We start from the raw sequence: 16,680 nt of genomic DNA, 5'->3' as shown, positions 1-16,680 counted from the left end.
CCGGCCTCGAGTCGCGCCGCTCCCCTTACTTCGTGGCTCCCTGGGCGAAGCCGTTGTAGATCCACCGCTGGAGGAGCAGGAAGACGATCAGCGTCGGGGCGATGACGAGGATCGCGCCGGCGGAGATGGCCTCCCAGTGAGCCCCGAAGGGGCCCTTGAAACGGAAGAGGGCGGTGGAGATGGTCCCCAGGTCCTCGGAGTGCATGTAGAGGAAGGGGATGTAGAAGTCGTTGTAGGTGGTGATCCCCTTGATGATGACGACGGTGGCGATGGCAGGCTTGAGCAGCGGGAAGATGATCTTCCGGTAGATGGTGAAGGCGTTGGCGCCGTCGAGCCGGGCGGCCTCGTCGAGCGAGACGGGGATGCCCCGGATGAACTGCAGGAAGATGTAGACCGAGACGATGTCGGTGCCCATGTAGAGGAGGATCGGGGCCCACCGGGTGTCGATCAGGCCGAAGCTGTTGATCACCTGGAAGGTCGCGACCTGGGTGGTGACGCTGGGCACGAGGGTGGCGATCAGGAAGCCGGCCATCACGAGCTTCTTGCCGCGGAAGTCGAAGCGGTCGACGGCGTACGCGGTCATCGACCCGATGACCACCGTGCCGCCGATGGAGAAGACGAGGATGAACGCGGTGTTCCCGAAGGCCGTGAGCATCTTGCCGTCGTTGAACGCCGTGACGTAGTTGTCGAGGTTCAGCCAGTTCCCCGGCAGGGACAGTGCGCTGCCCTCGCCCACCTCCTCCGAGGTCTTCAGCGAGGTCAGGAAGACGACCGCCAGCGGAAGCAGCACGACCACCGAGGCCACGATCAGCGACAGGTAGGTCAGGACGCCGCCGACGTGCAGGCGCCGGCGGGCGGAGCGAGCCGGACGGGCCGGGGCTGCGGCGGTGAGGTCGGGGGAGGTCATACGAGGTCCACCTTGTCGTCGGGCACGAGCCGGCGCTGGATCCAGGTGATCAGCAGGATGATCAGGAGCAGCACCACGGCCGCGGCCGAGGCCAGGCCGGTCTTGTTGAACTGGAAGGCGAGTTTGATCGTCTGGATGACGAAGGTCTGGGTGCCGGTGGCACCGCCGGTCATGATGTAGGGGATCTCGAAGACCGACAGCGAGCCGGAGATCGCCAGGATGGCGCTCAGGCTGATCACGGGCTTGATGCTGGGCGCGATGATGTGCCGGAACTGCTTCCACTTCCCGGCCCCGTCCAGCTCCGCCGCCTCATACAGCTCCCCCGGAATGGACTGGATCGCGCCGAGGAAGAGAACGAAGTTCAGTCCGGTGAAGCGCCAGACCGAGACACCGGCGAGGGAGATGTTGGCCGAGGTCGGGTCGCCGAGCCAGGGATGGTCGGTGGTCACGCCGAGCCAGCCGAGGACCGAGTCGAGGGTGCCGCCGTCCTGGAAGAAGTACAGGAAGACGAAGCCGATGGCGACGCCGTTGATCAGGTAGGGGAAGAAGAGGATCCCCTTGAAGAAGTTCCGGAACCGCAGGTTGAAGCTCAGGATCACCGCGAAGTACAGCGCGACCACGATCTGGACCACGGACGCCGCGAGGTAGTAGCCGCTGACGAAGAAGACCCGGAAGAGCTCGGGCCGGGTGAAGATCTGGACGTAGTTGTCGAACCCCACGTTCTCCCGGTCCGGGCTCACGCCGTCCCAGTCGGTGAAGCTGTACGAGATCATGCTCGCGACAGGGACGTACGTGAACGTGATCAGCAGCGCCAGCGGAGCCGCCAGGAAAAGCCAGGGCGTGATCCGCCGGAGCGGCGAGTCACGCCACGATCTTGTCCGTCCGGCGGCGGGCCCGCGCCGGCGGCCCGCAGGGCGGCGTCGGCCACTCCTTGTGTCGGCTTTGTCCGTGCTGGATCGCCCTGTCATGGCGGCGCTCTCTGGTGCGGTGTCGGTGGTCTGGGTCATGTCGGCCTTTCGTGTCCGCAGCTGCGGGAGGTCCAGGGGCCCCGGCCGGTGTCGTACGGCCGGGGCCCGCTCCGCCGGTGTCAGCTACCGACGGTCTTCGCCGCCTCGTCCCACCTCTTGTTCAGGTCGGCGAAGAAGTCCTCGAGGCTGCCCTTCGCGGCGCCGCGGGCCGTGTCGATCAGCTTCTGGCGGTAGTCCTGCTTGTTGAGGCCGATCTCCGAGGCGTCGTCGATGTCGTTGACGGCCGCGGTCTTCGCCTCGGAGCGCTCGAAGAACCTGACATCGTTGTCAACGAACTCCTTGAGCGTGGCGGGCATGGGAGCGGACTTGACCGCGGAGACCACGCCCTCCTTCTCCGCGAAGCCGGACTTCTCGGTGAACCAGTCGACCCAGGCGCGCGCGGCCGTCTTGTTCTCCGAGTAGACGCTCACGGCCTGCTGGTAGTCGGAGACCAGGGCCGCGCAGTGCTTGCCGTCCTTCTGGACCGGGAAGGGCATGAAGCCGATGTCCTCCGCCGAGCCGCCGGCCTGCCTGGCCGCGTCCTGCATCTGCGTGATCGACCAGGAGCCCAGCATCATCGTGGCGATCTTGCCCTCGCCGAGGAGCGCCTTGGACGTCTCCCAGTTGGTGGTCGTCGGGTCCTTCTCCGACAGCCCCTGCTTCACGATGTCGTACAGGAGGCTGTCGGTGGTGTTCAGTTCGCTTCCGGCCTTCCAGGGTGAGACCGGTCCGGCGAGGGCGTTGCTCGCCTGGGCGTCGCAGCCGGCGACGCCCAGGTTGCTGGTCCACTGGACCAGCGGCCAGCCGTCCTTGAAGTTGGTGTAGTACGGGGTCGCGCCCGTCTTCTCCTTGATCGCCTTCAGGCCGGCCAGGAACTCCTCCGGGGTCTTCGGCCACGCGGTGACGCCCGCCTGCTTCCAGAGCTTCTTGTTGTAGACGAAGCCGTTGGCCGTACCGAACTGCGCGATGCCGTAGACCTTGCCGTCCACCTCGGTCTTGTCGCCGAAGCGGTACTTCGACAGCTCCTGGGCCGTCCCGAGGGGAGCGAAGAACTTCGGGTAGTCGTTCTTGGCCACCGCGGCGGGGATGAAGAGCACGTCACCGTAGGTCTTGGTATTCATGCGGATCTTCACCTCGCCCTCGTAGTCGGTGATGCCGTCGAAGGTGACCTTCACCTTCGGGTAGACCTTGTTGAACTCGGCCGCGTACTGCTTCAGGACCCCGTTCTGCACAAGGTCGGTCCGCTGTGTGAGGACCTTGATCTCGCCGGAGACCTCCTTCGGGTCCGAGGGCGGAGCGGCCACCTCGCCGGTGGCGCCGCCGCCTCCGCCGCCGCATGCAGACAGCGCAAGCATCATGGCGGCCAGCACAGCACCCGAGAGCGCGGTCGTCTTCTTGTTCCCCATGGCCCAACTCCTTCAAAGTCACGGCTCAGGTCATCGGTGGGATGACGGCACTATGTCAGCCAGTCGTGAACCGGTAAAGTGTTGATTTCCAGCGTGATGCCCAATCGTTACCAGGGCCAGCCGATCAGCAAGGGCCGATGAATCCGCGCGCCCGATGCGCTACGCGCGATGCAGGTCGCGCTTCACCGGTTCATGGACAGTTAAGTAAATGAACGGCTAACTTGTCGGCCCGTACACGCATCCCGCCCACTGCCAGGCGATTGGAGCCGCACACCATGAAGGACGTCACCCAGCTGCACGAGGGGTGGAGCCTGCGCCACGAGGACACACTGCTCCCCGCGCAGGTGCCCGGCTGTGTCCACACCGATCTGCTCACCGCCGGGGTGGTACCGGACCCGTTCATCGGCCTGAACGAGACGGAGATCGCCTGGGTGGGGCGCCGGGCGTGGTCGTACGTGACGGAGCTGGCCGCCCACGCCGGGGGGCACGAGCGGAGCGAGTTGGTCTTCGAGGGACTCGACACCGCCGCCGAGGTCCTCCTCGGCGGCGAGTCCCTCGGCTCGACCCGGAACATGCACCGCGTCCACCGCTTCGACGTCACGGGCCGGACCGGAGTCCTGGAGGTACGGTTCGACTCGGCGTACGACGAGGCCGAGCGGGTCCGCGCGCTGACCGGGGACCGGCCCAACGTCTATCCCGAGCCCTTCCAGTACATCCGCAAGATGGCCTGCTCCTTCGGCTGGGACTGGGGACCCACCGTCGTCACCGCCGGCATGTGGCGGCCGGTGCGGATCGAGCACTGGTCGACCGCCCGGCTCGCCGAGGTCCGTCCCCTGGTCACCGTGGACGACACGACCGGCCGAGTCGAGCTGCGGGTCCGGACCGCGCGCACCGAGAGCGGGACGGACCGTCCTCTCACCCTGCGTGCCATGGTGGCGGGCGCGACCGCCGAGACCGTCTTCACGGAGGAAGAGGGCGTCCTGCGTCTGGAGGTGCCCGAGCCGGAGCTGTGGTGGCCGCGCGGCTACGGCTCCCAGCCGCTGTACAAGCTCGACGTGGAGCTCCTGGACGAGGACGGGGCGCCGCTGGACTCCTGGTCGCGCCGGATCGGCTTCCGCACGGTGACCGTCGACCGGTCCGCGGACCTGCACGGCACCGGCTTCACCTTCGTCGTCAACGGCGTGCGGATCTTCGCGCGCGGGGTCAACTGGATCCCCGACGACGTCCTGCCGTCCCGGGTCACGCCCGAGCGGTACCGCACCCGCCTCACGCAGGCCGCCGACGCCAACATCGACCTCGTCCGCATCTGGGGCGGCGGCATCTACGAGGACGACGCCTTCTACGACGTCTGCGACGAGCTCGGGCTCATGGTCTGGCAGGACTTCCTCTTCGCCTGCGCCGCCTACCCCGAGGAGCAGCCTCTGCGCGGGGAGGTGGAGGCCGAGGCGCGTGACAACGTTGTCCGCCTGATGCCTCACGCCAGCCTGGTCCTGTGGAACGGCAACAACGAGAACCTGTGGGGCTTCCGCGACTGGGACTGGGAGGTGCCGCTCGCCGGCGACTCCTGGGGCGAGGGCTACTACCTCGGGATCCTGCCCCGGGTCGTCGCCGAGCTCGACCCCACCCGCCCCTACGCGGCCGGCAGCCCCTGGTCCGGGTCCTGGGACCACCACCCCAACGACCCCCGGCACGGCACCCACCACTCGTGGGAGGTGTGGAACCGGCAGGACTACGCCGAGTACCGGGCCGACGTCCCGCGTTTCTGCGCCGAGTTCGGCTGGCAGGCGCCGCCCGCGATCAGCACCCTGCGCCGGGCCCTGCCCGGCGAGGACCTGGCCCCGGACTCCCCCGGCATGCTGCACCACCAGAAGGCCGAGGACGGCAACGGGAAGCTGAACCGCGGCATCGAGCGCCACTTCGGGCTCCCTGAGGGCGACTTCGACCGCTGGCACTACCTCGCACAGGTCGTGCAGGCCCGTGCGGTCGCCGCCGGCATCGAGCATTGGCGCTCCCACTGGCCGGTCTGCGCGGGCACGGTGGTGTGGCAGCTCAACGACTGCTGGCCGGTGAGCTCCTGGGCCGCGATCGACGGCGACGGGCGCCTCAAGCCGCTCCACCACGAGCTGCGCCGGGTCTACGCCGACCGGCTGCTCAGCCTCGTACCCGCAGAGGGCGGCCCCGTGCTCGCCCTCGACAACCAGTCCGGCACCACCTGGCGCACCGCGGTCACCCTGCGCCGCCTCGACGCGGACGGCACGGTCCTGAAGGAGGCCGTGCTGGAGGTGGAGGCCACGGCGCGGACGGTGGTGCGGCTGGACGTCCCGGGCGCGCTGCTCCCGGACGCGGACTCTGCGAAGGAGCTGCTGGTCGCCGACGCCGACGGCCTGCGGGCCGTCCACCTCCCGGTGTACGAGAAGGAGTTCGCCTACCCCGCGCCCGCGTACGACGTCCTGGTCGAACCGGCCGGCGCCGGCAACTCGGTCGTGACCGTCACCGCCCGCACCCTCGTCCGGGACCTCCTGCTCCAGGCGGACCGCCTCGCTCCGCAGGCGAGCGCCGATCACGGACTGGTCACCCTGCTGCCCGGTGAGGAGGTCCGGATCACGGTGCGCGGATGGGAGGGCGACGACCCGGAGGCCGTACGGGCCGCCCTGTTCAGTGTGGGAGCGGTGTGAGCGCCCCAGCTCCTCGCGCCCCCGGCCCGCGCGTCACGATCAACGACGTCGCCGCGCGGGCCGGGGTGTCCAAAGGCGCGGTCTCGCTCGCCTTCAACAACCGTCCGGGGGTGTCCCCGGCGACCCGGGAGCGCATCTTCACGGCAGCCGAGGAGCTCGGCTGGAGCCCCCACCAGGCCGCGCGCAACCTCTCCGGCCGCCGGGCGGGCATCGTGGGCCTGGCGATCTGCCGGCCCGCCCGGCTCCTCGGCCTCGAACCCTTCTACATGGAGTTCATCTCCGGCATCGAGGACGTCCTCGCCGAGCGCTCCTGCTCCCTCCTCCTCCGGCTCGTCCGCGACCTGGACGAGGAGACCGCCCTCTACCAGGAGTGGTGGCGCAGCCGGACGGTCGGGGGGGCGATCCTCGTCGACTTCCACCAGGACGACCCGCGCATCCCGCCGCTGCGGGCGCTCGGCATGCCCGTGGTGGCCGTCGGGCACCCTGCCCTGACCGGCGGCTTCCCGTCCGTCTGGACGGACGACGCCTCGGCGGCGGCGGAGGCCGTGCGGTACCTGGCGGCCCTCGGCCACCGGCGGATCGCCCGGGTCGGCGGCCCCTCCGGTCTCGGGCACAGCGGCATCCGCGCCGCGGCCTTCGAGGCGACCATGGCCGAACTGGGCCTGGACGGGCGGCGGCAGATGGCCACCGGCTTCGTCGGGGAGGAGGGCGCGCGGGCCACCCGCAGCCTGCTGATGTCCCCGGACCGGCCGACGGCGATCGTGTACGACAACGACATCATGGCCGTCGCCGGGTCGGGGGTGGCCGCGGAGATGGGCCTCTCGGTCCCCGACGACGTGTCGCTGCTGGCGTGGGACGACTCGCAGCTGTGCCGGCTGACCCACCCGCCGCTGTCCGCGATGAGCCACGACGTCCACCACTTCGGCGAGGAAGTCGCCCGGACCCTGTTCGGCGTGATCGAGGGAACCCGCACGGGCTCCTTCCAGGTACCCACCCCGTCCCTGACACCGAGAGGGTCGACAGGCCCACCTCGACGTACGTAGCTGGTCAGGCACGACGTTGAGGGGCTTGCCCGTACGGGCAAGCCCCTCAACGTCGTGCGTCCCCCTCAGGAGGCGACGGAAGCGGACGAGGAGCGGGTTCCGGGCAGGGACGTGCCTCGGAACCCGCTCCTCTCGCACCCGGTGCGGCCGGTGCGGTACGGGGTCAGCCCTTGGCGCAGGGAACGCCGTCGAGGCTGAAGGAGGCGGGCACAGCACCAGGACCGGCGACGTTGACGCCGAAGCTGACGGCCCCGCCGGCCGGGACGGACGCGGTCCAGGACTCGCTGGTGGCGCGGACCCGCCGGCCGGTCTGGGTGACGGAGGCGTTCCAGGCGGAGTTCAGCGTGGTCCCGGCGGGGAGCTCGAAGTCCAGCTTCCAGCCTTTGAGGGGCTGTTCGCCGGTGTTGCGGACGGTGATGTCGGCGTTGAAGCCGGTGCCCCAGTCGTCGAGCCGGTAGGCGATGGAGCAGCCGCGCCGGTAGACGCCGGCCTCCTTCGAGGTCTGGCGGATGCCGTCGGGGCCGTGGAAGAGCCGCTCGCCCCAAGAGGTGAGCCGGTCGGCGTCGAAGCCGGTGGCGAGGTCGAGGTATTCGACGCCGCCACCGTTGCCGCTCCAGGACCAGCCGAGGTATCCGAGGTCGAGCCGGCGGGCGGTGGCCATGATGGCGTCCTCGTCGGGGTCGCCGTCGGAGTGGGCGTGGCCGAACTCGCCCACGACGATCGGCAGTCCGCGGTCGACGAAGCTGCCGAGGTAGTCCTCGACCTCGGCGGCGGTGTCGTAGACGCCGTACATGTGGATCGAGAAGACGGTGTTGCGGTCGGGATCGGAGGCGAAGACGGCGGGGGCGTTCTCGCGCATGGTGCCCGACCAGTCCTGGCCCCAGTTGGGGGCGTCGACCATCAGGGTGTGGTCGAAGCCGGCCGCGCGCAGCCGGCCGATGGCGTCTTTGGTGTCCTGCGTCCAGGCGGTGTAGCCGGCGTTGCCGTAGGGCTCGTTGCCGAGGTTGACGATGACGTACTCCTCCTGTCCCTTGAGGGCGTCCGCCACCTCCAGCCAGTAGTCGACCGCCTCGGAGAGGGAGGCAGCGCCGCCCTGCTCGCCGTAGCCGGTGGTGTCGTGCGCCTCCAGGACGCAGACGAGCCGGTTGGCCTTGCACCGGGAGACGACGGCCGCCACGTCGGCGGCGTCGTTCCTCGTCCAGCGGGTGCCGGTGGAGAGCACCACCCGCACCGAGTTGGCCCCGAGCGCCTTGATGTCGGCGAGGGACTGCCCGGTGCGGTCCGTGTACCAGGTGTGGGCGTGGTTGACGCCGCGCAGGACGAAGTCCCTGCCGGTGGCGTCGACGAGCCTTCCGTCCACGACGCGGAAGCCGTCGGAGCGCTCGGCGGCCTGGGCGGCGACCGGGACCGAGGTGATCGTGGCGGCGAGGGCGAGCAGCGTCGCTGCGGAGAGGGCTCGCGTCCTGTTCATGGGGTGCTCCCAACTCGGTGCCGCGCCCCGGGAGGAGAGCGGGCGCGGCGGTGCCTGACAGAGAGATAGCGGCCGGTCGGGGCCGGTGGTCCCGGGCGGGCCCCACGGGTGGCGGGCGGACCGCCTCCGGGCCCCACTGCCCGGATATTGCTGCGGCTCGATTCCGGGCAGTGGGGATTAACCGCAGGCACGGTTCGGTTCGTCGCCTTCGTCGATCGGCGAGTTCTCCTGCCGGTTCCTGGCGGCCGAGTTGAGGCTAGAGGCCGTGATGGCCGATAACAATAGCCTGAACATAACCGGTTAAGTTTAGTGGCGGTTTCGCTGACCTCCCCCATCGTTCACCCGAGGTGTTCCGCAGTGCCCGTCGTGGCGCGGAAGGCCGTGCCGGTACCTTGCAGGCCGGCCTCGGCGCCCGCGGGCACGTACACGGCCTGTCCGGGGCCGATGTCGAGGCTCCCCCCGGGCGAGGAGACGGTCGCACGCCCGGTGACGCAGAGGAGGATCTGCGGGGCGTCCAGCGCCACGCGCCGCCGCGGTCCGCCGGCGCGGAGGACGTACCGCGACAGGCGGAAGTCGTCCACCGGCGCCGGGTACGCCTCCTCACCCTCCTCCTCCCGGGGAGTCAGGACACGGGCCGGGGGCGCGTCGAAGCGGACGACGCGGGTCAGTTCCTCCGCGTCGACGTGCTTGGAGGTCAGTCCGCACCGCAGGACGTTGTCGGAGCTCGCCATGATCTCCACGCCGAGCCCGGAGAGGTACGCGTGCGGGACCCCGGCACCGAGGAACAGCGCCTCCCCCGGGTCCAGTTCGACGTAGCGGAGCATCAGCGCGGACAGCAGCCCGGAGTCGCCCGGATACGCCCGCGCGATGCGGTCGTAGGCGGCGACGTGAGCCTCGTCCGAGCCCGCCGCCGCCACCGCCAGTGCTCGGGCGGCGGCATCGAGCAGGTCCGCCGGGGGGCGGAGGAAGGCCCGGAAGACCTCGGAGAGGGCCTGGGCCTCGGGGACGATCCGCAGGGTCTCGGCGTAGGGCCGGAGCGCCGGCACCTTCAGGGAGTCGAGCAGGGCGGCGGTGTCCGCGGGGTTCCGGAAGCCGCACAGTCCGCGGAACGGGGTGAGGGCGACGATCATCTCGGGCTTGTGCTGGTCGTCGCGGTAGTTGCGGTGCGCCGCGTCCAGGGGTACGCCGAGCGCGTCCTCCCGGGCGAATCCGGCCTGGGCCTGGGCGAGATCCGGGTGCACCTGCACGGAGAGCGGCGCGTCGGCGGCCAGGAGCTTGACCAGGAAGGGGAGGCGGGGCCCGAACCGGCGCATGGTGACCGCTCCGAGTTCACCCTCCGGATCCTCGGCGACCACCCGGTCCAGGGGCATCAGGGTGCCGTTCCTGGACACCCGGGAGGGCGCCGCCGGATGGGCGCCCATCCACAGTTCGGCCTGGGGAGCTCCGGTGGGCGGCACGCCCATGAGGTCCGGCAGCAGGGTGCGGGAGCCCCAGTCGTAGGGCTGGACGGTGTTGCGGAGGAGATCCATGGTCATTTCCTGGAGTGCGTACGGTGAGGTGAAAGGGCGAGGACGCCACGACGCCCCGAAGGACGCCCGGTGCCGGTGTACGCGGGCGCGAAGAGGGGGCCCGCCCGCATGCGGCGCAGGCCGGACGTCAGGGTGCCGTCCGCCCCCTCGTGCTCCCTCCGGCGCGGGACAGCCCGGAGGCGGCGACGCCGGTGGCGGCCGCGCCGATCAGTCCGGCGTCGAGAGCCAGCCCGGCGGACACGACCCGGAGATCACGGGTGAAGTCGAGGACGGCATACGACTTCAGGTGGTGCCGCAGCGGCGCGAACAGCACCTCGCCCGCCTGGGAGACCCCGCCTCCGACGACGACCAGGTCGAGTTCGACGAGCGCGGCCGTGGCCGCGATGGCGGCGGCCAGGGCGCGGCCGGCCCGGTCGAAGGCGGCGAGCGCCTTCGCATCGCCGGCACGAGCGGAGGCGGCCACCTCGCGGGCCGTGACGGGAAGGCCCGCCGGGGGTGTCCAGCCCGATTCCAGTGCGTGGGCCGCGATCGCCGTGCCGCTGGCGTAGCGCTCGACACATCCCCGGGCGCCGCAGGGGCACACGGGACCGTTCTGGTCGACGGTGATGTGTCCGATGTGGCCGGCGTTCCCGGTCGTCCCCGCATGCACGGAACCTCCCAGGACCAGGCCACCGCCGACGCCGGTCGAGACGACCATGCACAGAACGTTCGCCGCGTCCTTCGCCGCCCCGATCCAGTGTTCCGCCGCCGCCATGGCGACCGCGTCGCCGACGAGCACCGGCTCGATGCCCGCCGGGACGGCGGGATGGCTCCGCACCCGCTCCACCAGGGGGAAGGAGCGCCAGGCCGGAATGTTGACCGGGCTCACCGTGCCCGCGAAGGTGTCCACGGGCCCCGCGCTCCCGATCCCCAGACAGGACAGCGAAGCCCACTCGGGACGGGCGGCCAGCTCGTCCACGACCGAGGTCACCGCGGCCATCATCGCCTCCGCGGACCCACGCGCGGGCGTCGGCCGCTGCGCCCGCGCCACCACGCGCCCCCCGGCGTCGACCAGCGCCCCGGCGATCTTCGTACCACCGATGTCCAGCGCTCCGTACACCATCCGCCCAACCTCTCCAGAACCTTCCGAACTGTGCGGGGCACCACTCTGCCGACGGATGACAACGTTGTCCAGAGAGGAACGGATCCGGTTAAGTCATATGACCGGCCTGAGACCTGAGGCGGACGCACCGGACCCGATTCTCTCCACCGCACAACGCCTGCACCGGCTTCACCAGCGCGGGAGGGCGGGGTCCGGGCGATGGGGCGCCGTCCGCCGGTCGGCCACGGCGGTTCGGGTCGACACCGCCGGGCCGGGCAACCCGGATCCAGGCCCACATCGTCTTCCCGACTTCAGGGCGATGGCAGCCCGCGGCAACCGCGAAGGCGCGGACGATTCCGAGTCCGCGCCGCCGTTCGGCACCGGTACATGCCCCGAACGCCGTCGCAGGCACTGGGGGGAGAGGCGCACGTCCGCACGGCAACGTACACGCGTTCGCCCCGCATCAGGAGCTGCGGGCACAACGCCTCAGCCTTCCCCGCCGCCATCCGGTTGGATCGCTCCGGCCGGGGCGGGGCGGCGCGAGACGGTCTTCGGCCACCCCGCCGAGCCCGCCACGACGAAGCCCTCGCCACCCCCGCGCGCACCGGGAGGCCGTCGCCGCTGCACTGCACCGGGATGAGCAGCTCGGCGCGAGCGATGCCGCGCCGCCGGCCCGATGATGTCAGCGTTGCTGTTCCTCGCGATGGCGGCGAGCATGGACCGCCGTCCACGGGCGTGACTGACGCGTGCCTGCGTCGCGGCGCTGATCAGGCGGTTTCCGTCAAGGAGCCGTGGGCGGCGATCAGGATCTCCTCCGAAAGCGGGGAGCCCTTGGTGGCCCGGGACAGCACCAGCGCACCGAACAGGGTGCAGAGACGGACGATGCCGTCCTGGTCGTCACCGTTGAGGAAGTCGGCGAAGTCGGCCACCCCTTCGGTGTAGACACGGCGGGCCGCATGACCCCCGCCTTCGCGGGCGATGTCCGTGGCCATCGCGGCGACCGGGCAGCCGTCCGCCGGGTCGTCGCGGTGCTCGACGGAGAGGTAGGCGTCGATCAGGGCCCGCTGAGCGGTATCCCGCTGCCCGTCGTACTGCTCAAGCCCGGCCGCATGGCGCCGGGTGAGCTCGTCGAAGGCGTGGGCGATGGCCTCGTCGACGAGCGCCTCCTTGGAGGCGAACTGCTTGTAGAAGGCGCCGTGGGTCAGGCCGGCCGCCTTCATGAGGTCGGCGACGCTGACCTGGGTGCCCTGCTCCCGGAACAGCCGGGAGGCGGTGTCCACCACCCGCCTGCGGTTCTCCTGCGCCTGCGCCTGCGATACGCGGCCCATGATCACCCTCCCGTTTGGATGTCGTCTGGCATCTATCGTATCCCCATGTTTAGATTGGATTCGTAATCTAAGCGTGGGGCGTGCGACTCGACGGCGCCCGCCGAAGACCAGGAGCAGGCATGGAACTGAAGAACGCGGTCGCGGTCGTCACCGGCGCCAACCGGGGCCTCGGGCGGCACCTGGCCGCCCAGCTCGTGGAACGCGGCGCGAAGGTGTACGCGGCGGCCCGCCGCCCCGAGACGGTCGACGTGCCAGGCGCCGTCCCGCTGCGCCTCGACGTGACGGACGAGGCGTCGATACGGGAGGCCGCCCGCATCGCGTCGGACGCGACCCTGCTGATCAACAACGCGGGCATCTCCACCGGCGCGACGCTGATCGGAGGCGACACCGATGAGGTGCGCCGGGAGATGGAGACCAACTTCTTCGGCCCGCTCGCCGCGACCCGGGCATTCGCCCCCGTCATCGAGGGCAACGGCGGCGGCGCCGTACTCAACGTCCTGTCCGTCCTGTCCTGGCTGCACCCGGCGGGACTCGGCTCCTACGCCGCCTCCAAGGCCGCCGCCTGGGCGCTGACCGGCGCGACCCGAGAGGAGCTGGCGCCCCGGGGCATCGCCGTCTCGGCGCTGCACGTCGGCTACATGGACACCGACATGGCCGCCGGTGTCCCCACCGACCAGAAGGTCGCCGCCGCCGACGTCGCGGCCCAGGCCCTGCACGGCATCGAGGCCGGCCTGCCCGAGATCCTCGCCGACGAGACCAGCCGGTACATCAAGCAGGCCCTGGCCACCGCGCCCCAGCCGAACGCAGGCTGACACTCACCCCGCCTTCCCGCCTTCAAGTAAGGACCTCTCATGCGTTACACGACCTTCGGACACCGGACCGGACTGCGCGTGTCCGAGTACGCGCTGGGCACCGCGAACTTCGGCACCGGCTGGGGCGCGGGCGCCGAGCCGGACGAGGCACGCCGGATCTTCAACCGGTTCGCCGAGGCGGGCGGCACCTTCCTCGACAGCGCGGACGGTTACCAGTTCGGCGAGTCGGAGGAGCTGACCGGAAAGCTGATCGCCGCCGACCGCGACCATTTCGTCCTGGCCACCAAGTTCGCCCTCGGCGCCGCTCCGCAGCCGGACATCTCCAGGACGGGCAACAGCCGCAAGAACATGGTCGCCTCGGTGGAGGCCAGCCTGAAGCGCCTGGGCACCGACTACATCGACCTGCTGTGGGTGCACTTCCCCGACGAGCTCACTCCGATGGAGGAAATCCTGCGCGGGCTCGACGACCTGGTGAGCGCCGGCAAGATCCACCACGCCGCGCTGTCCAACTTCCCCGCCTGGCGCGTCTCACGCGCAGTGACCCTCGCGGACCTGAAGAGCTGGGCGCCGATCGTGGGCATCCAGCACGAGTACAGCCTCGTCGAGCGCACCGCCGACCGCGAACTGCTGCCCATGGCCGAGAGCCTCGGACTCGGCGCCGCCCTGTGGTCCCCGCTCGGCGGCGGACTTCTCACCGGCAAATACCGCACCTCCGCCGAGGGGCGCCTGAGCGACCTGGGCATGGTCATCCACACCGAGAGCACCGACCAGAAGACCGCCGTCGTCGACACGGTCCTGGCCATCGCCCAGGAGACCGGCGTGACGCCCGCCCAGGTGGCGATGGCCTGGGTGCGCGAGCGCGCCGCCCGGTCCGTGGCCACGCTCGTCCCGATCATCGGCCCGCGCACCCTTGCCCAGCTCGACAACTACCTCGGCGCCCTCGACGTCCAGCTGACCGACGCGCAGTACACCCGCCTGGCCGAAGTCAGCGCGGTGCCGCTCGGCGCGCCCCACGAGGGAATCGCCGCCTCCTTGAACCACCTCCAGGGAGGCGCCGCCGACCGGATCACTGCCCCGGTCGTTCCGGTGGCCTGATCGCCGGACGCGGCCGAGGACACGATGCGCCCGCGCCGCACTCGGAAAGACGACACAAACTAGTTCGTACTGGGAGAAGTCCGGGACGAACGGAAACCCCGCCCTCCCATGGAGGGAGGGGGAGAAGTCCGGGACGAACGGAAACCCCGCCCTCCCATGGAGGGAGACGGAACGGAGACGACGATGAAGGCATTCCTGATCGACAAGTACGGGGGCCCGGCCGAAGTGCACGCAGCCGAAATGCCCGACCCGCAGGTGGGCGCCGACGACGTCCTGGTCAAGATCCACGCGGCGGGCGTCAACCCGCTGGACCTCAGGATCCGCAACGGGGACTTCAAGGCGTTCCTACCTTACCGTCTCCCCCTCGTCCTGGGCAACGACCTCGCCGGAGAGGTCCTGCAGGTCGGGTCCTCCGTCACCCGCTTCGCGGTGGGCGACGAGGTCTACGCCCGGCCCGACAAGGACCGCATCGGCACCTTCGCCGAACGCCTCGCTGTCCACCAGGACGACCTGGCCCCCAAACCGGCCGCCCTCACGATGACCGAGGCCGCCTCACTCCCTCTGGTCGCCCTGACCGCATGGCAGGCGCTGGCCGAGCGGGCACGCGTGCGACCGGGCCAGAAGGTCCTCATTCACGCGGGCGCAGGCGGCCTCGGCTCCATCGCCGTCCAGCTCGCCAAGGCTCTCGGCGCGTACGTGGCCACCACCGCGAGCGCCGCCACGGCCGACCTGGTCAAGGAGTTCGGCGCGGACGAGGTCATCGACTACCGCACCCAGGACTTCGAGACCCTCCTCGACGGATACGACCTCGTCCTGGACAGCCTCGGCGGCGAGAACCTCGCCAAATCCCTGCGGGTCCTCAAGCCCGGCGGAATGGCCATCAGTGTCGCGGGCCCGCCCGACGCCGCCTTCGCCCGCGACCTCGATCTGAATCCGTTCCTCCGCCTGGCCATGACCGCGCTCAGCTTCAAGACCCGGCGCCAGGCCGAGCGCCTGGGCGTGACCTACTCGTTCCTGTTCATGAAGGCCAGCGGCGACCAGCTGCGCGAACTCACCCCTCTCGTCGACACCGGGAAGATCCGCCCCGTCGTCGACACCGTCTTCCCGTTCGACGACACCCTCCACGCCATGGAGTACGTCGAGAAGGGACGCGCCAAGGCCGGCAAAGTCGTCGTCGCGATGGCATGACGGCGGAACCGAGCCGACGCACCGGTCACCCCCGGCGACGAGAGGTCCCGTTCACCCCACTCCCCCACGAACACCATCCGAGGACCCGGTCATGAGCGCAGCGCGCAGTTCCCCCGCCCCGGCCCCGACGTCGTACGCGAACACACCGACCCGTTCCGTCTCCGTGCGCGGCGTGGAATTCGTCTACCGGCAGCTCGGCCCGGACGACGGCGTGCCGCTGATCCTCCTCAACCACCTGGCCGCGGTCCTGGACAACTGGGACCCCCGCGTCGTCGACGGGCTCGCCGCCCGGCGCCGCGTGATCACCTACGACAACCGCGGCGTCGGCGCGTCCGGCGGCTCCACGCCCGACACCATCGAGGCGATGGCCCGCGACACCGTGCTGTTCATCAAGGCCCTCGGGTACGACCAGGTCGACCTGCTCGGTCTGTCCATGGGCGGCTTCGTCGCCCAGGTCATCGCGGTGCAGGAACCCCGGCTCGTACGCAAGGTCGTCCTCGCGGGCACAGGTCCCGCCGGAGGCCCCGGCATCGACAAGGTCACCCGGCTCACCATCAAGGACACCCTCAGAGCCGTCCTGACCCGCAAGGACCCGAAGCAGTACCTCTTCTTCCCCGACACCGCCGTCGGTCGCCGTGCGGCCCACGCCTTCCTCGACCGGCTGAAGGAACGTACGGACGGCCGCGACAAAGCCATCTCGATCTCCTCGTTCCGCGCCCAGCTGAAGGCCATCCACCGCTGGGGCCTCCAGGCGCCGGCCGATCTGTCGCGCATCCGCCAACCGGTCCTGGTGGTCAACGGCGAGAGCGACCGGATGGTCCCGAGCGAGAACACACTCGACCTCGCGGCCCGGCTGCCCCGGAGCGAACTCGAACCCCTCTACCCCGGCGCCGGACACGGCGGGATCTTCCAGTACCACGACACGTTCGTCCCGCGGGCGCTCGCATTCCTGGCAGCCTAGCCAGGCGTCAGGCAGGTCCAGGGCCAGAGTGCTCGCCGTACTCGGCCACTAGGTCGGCGGCATGGTTGCCGACCTGATAACCGAACCAGCGGCACTGGTCCCGGAGCCGGGCGCCGGGCGAGTCGTCCGCCGTCACGTGTGCCGGGGCGGCGCGTCGCCTCACAGCGGGGCGAATGG

At 70.5% G+C, this 16,680-nt stretch carries 13 protein-coding genes and 1 pseudogene; 6 read left to right on the top strand and 8 right to left on the bottom strand.

Going from position 1 to position 16,680, the window contains the following annotated elements:
• Positions 1–25 precede the first annotated feature (25 nt).
• The 3 genes from ASD33_RS28955 to ASD33_RS28945 form a co-directional block, all read right to left on the bottom strand.
• The gene (locus ASD33_RS28955; protein ID WP_242427182.1) at positions 26–907 is read right to left on the bottom strand and encodes a carbohydrate ABC transporter permease; all 882 of its coding nucleotides are present in this window, start codon (positions 905–907) and stop codon (positions 26–28) included.
• Positions 904–1,875, bottom strand: a complete 972-nt coding sequence (locus ASD33_RS28950) for a sugar ABC transporter permease (protein WP_056567180.1) — start codon at positions 1,873–1,875, stop codon at positions 904–906. Before ASD33_RS28950 ends, ASD33_RS28955 begins: the two co-directional genes overlap by 4 nt.
• 119 nt (positions 1,876–1,994) lie before the next feature.
• On the bottom strand, positions 1,995–3,320 hold the full coding sequence (locus tag ASD33_RS28945) for an ABC transporter substrate-binding protein (protein WP_056566949.1): 1,326 nt from the start codon (positions 3,318–3,320) through the stop codon (positions 1,995–1,997).
• Between the two features lie 275 nt (positions 3,321–3,595).
• Here ASD33_RS28945 and ASD33_RS28940 point away from each other — a divergent pair, with 275 nt between their 5' ends.
• Together ASD33_RS28940 and ASD33_RS28935 are read left to right on the top strand one after the other, a co-directional pair.
• Complete coding sequence (locus ASD33_RS28940) at positions 3,596–5,995, top strand: glycoside hydrolase family 2 protein (RefSeq protein WP_056566946.1); 2,400 nt, start codon at positions 3,596–3,598, stop codon at positions 5,993–5,995.
• Positions 5,992–7,038, top strand: a complete 1,047-nt coding sequence (locus tag ASD33_RS28935) for a LacI family DNA-binding transcriptional regulator (RefSeq protein WP_056566943.1) — start codon at positions 5,992–5,994, stop codon at positions 7,036–7,038. Before ASD33_RS28940 ends, ASD33_RS28935 begins: the two co-directional genes overlap by 4 nt.
• Before the next feature lie 163 nt (positions 7,039–7,201).
• Here ASD33_RS28935 and ASD33_RS28930 read toward each other — a convergent pair whose 3' ends face one another.
• The 4 genes from ASD33_RS28930 to ASD33_RS28915 all read right to left on the bottom strand — a co-directional run bounded on the left by ASD33_RS28930 (position 7,202) and on the right by ASD33_RS28915 (position 12,447).
• A complete protein-coding gene (locus ASD33_RS28930) occupies positions 7,202–8,509 on the bottom strand; it encodes a cellulase family glycosylhydrolase (RefSeq protein ID WP_056566939.1) in 1,308 nt (435 codons plus the stop codon).
• Positions 8,510–8,847: 338 nt separating this feature from the next.
• Positions 8,848–10,038: a mannose-6-phosphate isomerase, class I gene (manA, locus tag ASD33_RS28925; protein ID WP_056567178.1), complete on the bottom strand. Its 1,191-nt coding sequence runs from the start codon at positions 10,036–10,038 to the stop codon at positions 8,848–8,850.
• Positions 10,039–10,165: 127 nt separating this feature from the next.
• Positions 10,166–11,140 carry an ROK family protein gene (locus tag ASD33_RS28920; protein ID WP_056566935.1) on the bottom strand — a complete coding sequence of 325 codons (975 nt, stop codon included), beginning with the start codon at positions 11,138–11,140 and terminating at the stop codon, positions 10,166–10,168.
• 746 nt (positions 11,141–11,886) lie between these two features.
• Positions 11,887–12,447 (bottom strand): TetR family transcriptional regulator, encoded by a 561-nt coding sequence (locus ASD33_RS28915; protein WP_056566932.1) that lies wholly within the window; start codon positions 12,445–12,447, stop codon positions 11,887–11,889.
• A gap of 119 nt (positions 12,448–12,566) precedes the next feature.
• Between ASD33_RS28915 and ASD33_RS28910 the strand changes: the two genes are divergently transcribed.
• The 4 genes from ASD33_RS28910 to ASD33_RS28895 all read left to right on the top strand — a co-directional run bounded on the left by ASD33_RS28910 (position 12,567) and on the right by ASD33_RS28895 (position 16,503).
• Positions 12,567–13,259, top strand: a complete 693-nt coding sequence (locus ASD33_RS28910) for an SDR family oxidoreductase (RefSeq protein ID WP_056566929.1) — start codon at positions 12,567–12,569, stop codon at positions 13,257–13,259.
• 39 nt (positions 13,260–13,298) lie between these two features.
• A complete protein-coding gene (locus tag ASD33_RS28905; protein WP_056566925.1) occupies positions 13,299–14,354 on the top strand; it encodes an aldo/keto reductase in 1,056 nt (351 codons plus the stop codon).
• Positions 14,355–14,537: 183 nt separating this feature from the next.
• Complete coding sequence (locus tag ASD33_RS28900; protein ID WP_056567174.1) at positions 14,538–15,542, top strand: NADP-dependent oxidoreductase; 1,005 nt, start codon at positions 14,538–14,540, stop codon at positions 15,540–15,542.
• 91 nt (positions 15,543–15,633) lie between these two features.
• A complete protein-coding gene (locus tag ASD33_RS28895) occupies positions 15,634–16,503 on the top strand; it encodes an alpha/beta hydrolase (protein ID WP_056566922.1) in 870 nt (289 codons plus the stop codon).
• A 22-nt stretch (positions 16,504–16,525) separates the two neighbouring features.
• Here the strand turns inward: ASD33_RS28895 and ASD33_RS36600 are convergent.
• Positions 16,526–16,654 (bottom strand): annotated as a pseudogene (locus ASD33_RS36600) (TIGR03842 family LLM class F420-dependent oxidoreductase); the annotation flags it as partial.
• Between the last annotated feature and the right edge of the window lie 26 nt (positions 16,655–16,680).

Source organism: Streptomyces sp. Root1304 (assembly GCF_001426405.1).
In the GTDB taxonomy this organism is placed as follows: Bacteria; Actinomycetota; Actinomycetes; order Streptomycetales; family Streptomycetaceae; genus Streptomyces.
This window is presented reverse-complemented; position numbering and strand designations above follow the sequence as displayed.